This is a genomic window from Alkalihalobacterium sp. TH-98 (assembly GCF_057473385.1).
This window is the reverse complement of sequence record NZ_JBYCKM010000041.1, coordinates 1-5,933: the sequence shown is the minus strand read 5'-3', so window position 1 is coordinate 5,933 and position 5,933 is coordinate 1. Positions and strand designations below refer to the sequence as shown.

6 protein-coding genes and 1 rRNA gene are annotated in these 5,933 nt (G+C 35.7%); 1 reads left to right on the top strand and 6 read right to left on the bottom strand.

Annotated elements, in window-relative coordinates; translation table 11 throughout:
• The 4 genes from AC2VNP_RS14490 to AC2VNP_RS14475 all read right to left on the bottom strand — a co-directional run.
• The coding region (locus tag AC2VNP_RS14490) for a metal ABC transporter solute-binding protein, Zn/Mn family (RefSeq protein WP_486918013.1) at nt 1–422 on the bottom strand (422 nt) is incomplete at its 3' end.
• An 831-nt stretch (nt 423–1,253) separates the two neighbouring features.
• Nucleotides 1,254–2,030: a hypothetical protein gene (locus AC2VNP_RS14485; protein ID WP_486918012.1), complete on the bottom strand. Its 777-nt coding sequence runs from the start codon at nt 2,028–2,030 to the stop codon at nt 1,254–1,256.
• A 187-nt stretch (nt 2,031–2,217) separates the two neighbouring features.
• Complete coding sequence (locus AC2VNP_RS14480) at nt 2,218–3,198, bottom strand: CAP domain-containing protein (RefSeq protein WP_486918011.1); 981 nt, start codon at nt 3,196–3,198, stop codon at nt 2,218–2,220.
• A 180-nt stretch (nt 3,199–3,378) separates the two neighbouring features.
• A complete protein-coding gene (locus tag AC2VNP_RS14475; RefSeq protein WP_486918010.1) occupies nt 3,379–4,218 on the bottom strand; it encodes a pirin family protein in 840 nt (279 codons plus the stop codon).
• 163 nt (nt 4,219–4,381) lie between these two features.
• Here AC2VNP_RS14475 and AC2VNP_RS14470 point away from each other — a divergent pair, with 163 nt between their 5' ends.
• Nucleotides 4,382–4,879 carry a metallophosphoesterase family protein gene (locus tag AC2VNP_RS14470; protein ID WP_486918009.1) on the top strand — a complete coding sequence of 166 codons (498 nt, stop codon included), beginning with the start codon at nt 4,382–4,384 and terminating at the stop codon, nt 4,877–4,879.
• Nucleotides 4,880–4,886: 7 nt separating this feature from the next.
• Here AC2VNP_RS14470 and AC2VNP_RS14465 read toward each other — a convergent pair whose 3' ends face one another.
• Together AC2VNP_RS14465 and rrf are read right to left on the bottom strand one after the other, a co-directional pair.
• Nucleotides 4,887–5,066 carry a hypothetical protein gene (locus tag AC2VNP_RS14465; RefSeq protein ID WP_486918008.1) on the bottom strand — a complete coding sequence of 60 codons (180 nt, stop codon included), beginning with the start codon at nt 5,064–5,066 and terminating at the stop codon, nt 4,887–4,889.
• 774 nt (nt 5,067–5,840) lie between these two features.
• Nucleotides 5,841–5,933: ribosomal RNA gene (rrf, locus tag AC2VNP_RS14460) — 5S ribosomal RNA — on the bottom strand; the annotation flags it as partial.

Below are 5,933 nucleotides of genomic sequence, written 5' to 3'. Positions count from 1 at the left end.
TTCTTAGGACTTAACCAAGCATGTGGATCATCCTCGTCGTCACCAACTAGTGGAATCGGTGTTACACCTTCAGATACAGCAACAATGTCAGTATCTGCAGCGTTAGAAACAACTTTTTCTAACCATTCTTCTAAATCAAGACCATTCACATAGAAAACATCTGCATCAGCTACCTTTTGGAAGTCACTTGGGACCGGCTCATATTCGTGCGGCTCTTCTCCTACTGGTACGATATATTCTACACTCCCGTGTTCGCCAATAATATTCTCAATAATATCCCCTAAAACTGAAAAACTCGTTGTTACCTTTAGCCCATCCCCTGCCTCTGTTGAAGCATCATTTGAAGAACAAGCTGCTAAGAAAAAACTAAAAATCAAGATGAAGCTTAAACTTAATAATGACTTTTTTTGAAACATTGTCATTCCCCTCTCCTTTGATATCATTCTTTATATTAGAGTTAACCAGTGAAGTAAAAATGTATTTGTTGTATGTAGTTAGGTTCTTATTATCTACTCCTGTTTGTCCATGGTTAACCTTTTTGCATACAGGCAACTTTTAGCGGAAAAAAATTTCTCGTTAGAGTTTATTCATTGTTAAATAGATTATGCCTTTACTCATTTTTGAACATGGCATATTTTTTTGTCCTTAACAACTTTTTTGACCTAATGCAAAATCTCAAGCTCAATTATATAGAATAAAAATATTACTGTCTAGACTTTTAGTGGAGAATTTTATATTCTATAAATTATCGCAAACCTCTAGACAAACAAATGACTTACAATTATAATCACAATTAAGAAGTTTACCTAAGTAAAATTTATTGCTAACAGTAAACTTTTTTATTCCCTAAGCTTTATATATGACTGGAAGGACTATTGGCTACCATATCAATAGTCCTATCTTATTATAAGGATGATTATAAGGATGTATATATAGATTAAATTAGGTAGGGATGATCTAAATCTAATAACATTAGAATAAAATGTGTTCTTTGCTAATGATTAAAATATTTAATAATAAATGTTACCCATAATCATCTCATAAATTTGAGATCCTACCGTACTGGTAAGAAGATATACAAACAGAGGAATATAATTATAATGATATAAGCCCACAACCCATTTGAAAATCTTTGCCTAATTTTCATTCTTACCCCTCACTTTTCCTTATTTACAATTTTCATAAGGGCAACTTTTTAACGTAAAGAAAGCAGTAGTAATATTTTTTTATAAATAGAGATTTATAATACTGTATTAATATTTGCTTTTAAGGAAATTTATGTGTTTGTCAACAGCAAAAAAGAGGTGCCCAATTTCATGAACACCTCTTTTTGCGTATTTACTGTTGTGTTTATACTCATATTTATTATCTTTAGATTCGACTTTAATTTCTACTTCAACGGAATCCCAGTCATAACCGTAAGAAGTTATAATGTTTTTTACCACTTGATGTAAGTCTTCTGGGTTATTAAGTTGAACACTAGAAAAGGTTTGTGCAAGAAAATCATCCGCTTTTTTCCCTTTCAGTTTCATTTTTTCTCTTCCATGCTTGATTTCCACTTCTGCTTTATCTTTTTTCTTTTTCTGTTCTTGTTTAATTTTTACCTCAAAGTCATCATTCTTAATTTTGATCTCCAGCTTTTCGATACGGTTTAAAAAGGCGGAAGGCTCTCCTTGCTTTGCTGAGATTGATTGCTTTGTTTCGGAAACGTCTATATCTTCTCTTATCACTTCTTCATTATCATATTGTGGAGTTAAAGCACCCTCATTTTTATTTTCATTACTAACATAAGACTGCTCTTCTTGATGGTTTGCTACTATAATTACCGGTTCTTCTTGAACGACGACCGCTTCTTCTAATCCATCCTTACGATTACCGTGAAATGTGTCATACTCCTCTTCACTCATTATCGTTATTGAAGTATCCTTAGAATAAGGATCAGCATTAAAACTATCCGCTAATACAAGATAGCTGAATGAAAGAATTAATGTAAACAAAGATCCAATTAACATATATCCAAACTTACCCATAACTTCCCCCTATAATTAATCATCTTTTTATTATATAGGAAGAATGTTTTGTTTCCATCGACAAAATGAACTGAATGCCTACTATATCTATAGCACTAATCATTTTGGAAAAACGTATAAAATAAAAATAGTGAACCGACATAGGTCCACTATTTTTAAACGTTATATCTATATTATTATGTCAAAACTACCTGCTAATAAACATTTGCGTCCAGTAGTTCCCGTTCCCATTATGTCCAACACCAATATGCGTAAAGTTTCCATTCATGATGTTAGCACGATGTCCTTCACTATTCATCCATGCTTGTACGACTTGTTCTGCAGATTGTTGTCCTTGCGCAATGTTTTCAGCGGCTGCATTATAATCTACACCGAAGTCACGAATCATATCAAATGGCGAACCATAAGTTGGACTCGTATGTGAAAAATAGTTATTTTCTTGCATATCATTTGATTTAGCACGTGCTACATTACTTAATGAAGTATCTGCCTGTAAATCAGAAAGTCCTGCTCTTCTTCTTTCAGCATTCGTTAAATCAATAACTTGTTGTTCAATTTGACTTATACCTTCTGCACGTTGTTCAGGTTGAGCTGGTGTATCATCATCAGCAGGTTCTTCTTGAGGTTGCTCTGTCGGCTCTTGTGGCGCTGCCTCTGGTTGCTGTGGTGTTGCTTCTGGTTGTTGCGGTGCAGCCTCTGGTTGTTGTGGTGCAGGCTGTTGCGTACCTGGTCGTTGTGCAACACCTTCACGCAAACGGCGTTGAATGTCTTCTGGTGATAATTGAGCTCCTTCAGGTAGAAGTCTCGCAATATCTTCTCGTGTTAATTGTCGTCCTTCTGGAAGATGTCTTGTAATGTCTTCTGGTAAAAGACGTTCTATATCTTCTTGTGTAAATTGAACAGCGCGTTCCTGACCAGGAGTCTGTTGTCCTTGACCATCAATAATAAATTCATACTTTGCATGTTGTACTTGAACTGCTTTCGTGTGAGGATATTCATCACTTGGAATTGTTGTTACTTGGCTTGATACTTGCCCATATCTAACATCGTTCCCTTCAATTGTAGCTCCTTGATCAGCTTCAAAAACATTCCCTCCATATTGGCCGCAAGCACCTAAAAAGAGAAGTAATAATCCAATCATTGAAATTAATAAGTGTTGTCTTTTCATAAGTATTAGCTCCTTTAATTGATTAATTTCCTACCTTATTATTTTTCTTTTTTAGAGTTAAATATTGATGGTAAATATCGAGATTTAACTAATTACTTGGCAAAAAAAATAACCCCTCAAATAAAAAAGAGGAGTTCTCAAACTAACTTAAAAATAATATGAATTTTTTCGGTACTTGCTTTATTGAAACTTTCCATTGTGATAATCGGAAAATGCTTGCCTTATTTCTTCTTCTGTATTCATAACGAACGGTCCGTTTGCTACAACTTGCTCCTTAATCGGTTCACCCGCCAAAAGAATTCCATGTAATTTTTCACTTGTGCTCTTTATTCGGATAAGGTCTAAATCTTCATCTTGCTTATCACTTTGTCCAAACCATATCACTTGGTTTTGTTCACCTTTTATTTCTTCTTTTCCAAACAGTCCGCTGCCTTCAAGAATATATATAAAACCGTTATAACTTTGTGGAATTTCTGGCAATATTGTTTTTCCTTCTAAAACTTCAAAATCAATCATTGTTACAGGAGTATAATTTAAAGTTTCAGCTTGATAAGTACCATAGGAACCTGAAAATAACCGGATAGTAGCCCCTTCTTCTTTAATTTCTGGCATATTTCTTTTATATAAATCTTGGTAGCGTGGACTAGCTGATTTATTTACCTTCGAAAGGTTAACCCACAACTGCAAACTATGTACTGTACTTCCTACCACTGGGTCCTCAATATGACTGATGCCTTGTCCTGCAGTCATCCATTGAACATCTCCTGCTTTTAACAGTCCTTCGCCACCATGACTGTCTTTATGCTCCAACTTGCCATTGATAACATATGTAACAGTCTCCATTCCTTTATGAGGATGAAATCCAAATGTCCCCTTTTTAAACCAATCTTCTGCCATCAACAGAAATGGATCAAAATCATACCAATGGCCTGGTTCTAGTACCCAGCCTTGTTTGTGACCTGCTCCTCTAACTTGATGAATAACATCCCACTTTTTTAAGATCGATCGTTCGCTTTTCACCGTTATCTTAATCACTCCTTTCTTGTTTAACTATAAAATTATTCGACAATAAAGTGCAATTAATATGCTTTTTATTCGGAAAGTCAACAGTGTTTTAATCTATACGATTATGTATTAGTATAAACATGTCTATGATGTTAACTATACAAAGGAGTATTAAAGAATGAATATTGTTGTTGTATCCGATACCCATATGCCGAAAAAGGCTAAAGAGCTTCCGCCAAGGTTACTTAAAGACCTTAAAACTGCTGATTTAATCATTCATGCAGGAGATTGGCAAACAATCTCAGTGTTTGAAGAATTATCTACATATGCAAGGGTTGAAGGTGTTTTTGGCAACGTCGATGGTCCGGACATCAAAAGTCACTTTAGTGAAAAACTGATTTTATCAATCACCGACTTTAAAATCGGTGTGGTTCATGGCCATGGTCAAAAATTGACCACCGAAAAGCGTGTACTTGCTGCATTTAAAGAAGATCATGTGGATTGCATCATTTTCGGACACTCGCACATTCCTATAATAAAAAAAATAGGAAGCGTGCTGCTATTTAATCCTGGATCTGCGACAGATAAACGCAAGCAAAGTCACTTTTCCTATGGTATTCTTCATATTGGTAAATCAATTGAGGCAGAGCATGTTTTTTATGAAACCAAGAATTAGTAACGAGTTACTCCTCTTGATCTTCTTTTGGGTCCTCTTGGTAATGCTCATTTAAGTATTCATTTTCTGTTGTTGCAAAACTAACCGAAAGAAGACTCTGCTCTGGCTCCATTCCGTAATAACCTTTGCGCTTATCATTGATATCCTCACCACTTTGAAACAATGGTTCTTTTTTGGACTTAGTCATTTGGAATCTCTCCTTATATAGTTTGTGTTTATATATAGATTGTACTGCTTTAGGAATTCTTATTATGCTACATGATTTGGATTAAAAGCGTTATACATACTAAAAAATCACAATCCGTTTGGATTGTGATTTTACCTAGTGACGTCACTTGTGTTTTAAACTAATTACTATAGCTCCTAGAAGTCGGGTATCATTAAGAAGATGTTCGCCTATTGTTTCGCGGTCTGAGAGGCTCTTAATTATACAAAAATCATCGTTTTTATGACTTATGAGGACTGAGAGGCTCTTATTTACATAAAATCACGTGATATTCACCAAATTTTCCTGCAATAAGGGTCTGTGAGTCCGCTAAATCCACCATACCGGCATTTGAAACACAAATAAGGGCTTCTGAGTCCTCTTAATACATAACGGAGTATCTGCTCAGCCCTATGAAAAGAAATTTAAACAAACAATGATAAACAAAGTAAATCTAAAAAAGCACAACCCATTTGGATTGTGCTTTTTGCCTAGCGACGTCCCTCTAAACCTTTCTTTCCTACGGGGACGTGATCCATGAAGTCTCACCTTCGATGCTCTTCATGTTGTCTTACGAAAAGAAAGGTTTCCTCTCACAGGGGGACATGTTGACTCGCTTCGAACCTTTCACACGTTGTTTCCATCGGCTGATCCTTCGAAGGGGTTGCCTCTTCGAGCCAAAGCTCTTCACCCCCTGAAGCTTAATCATCCTTTTTTCATACTAAAAAAGCACAACCCATTTGGATTGTGCTTTAAGCCTAGCGACGTCCTACTCTCACAGGGGGAAGCCCCCAACTACCATCGGCGCTGAAGAGCTTAACTTCCGTGTTCGGCATGGGAACGGGTGTG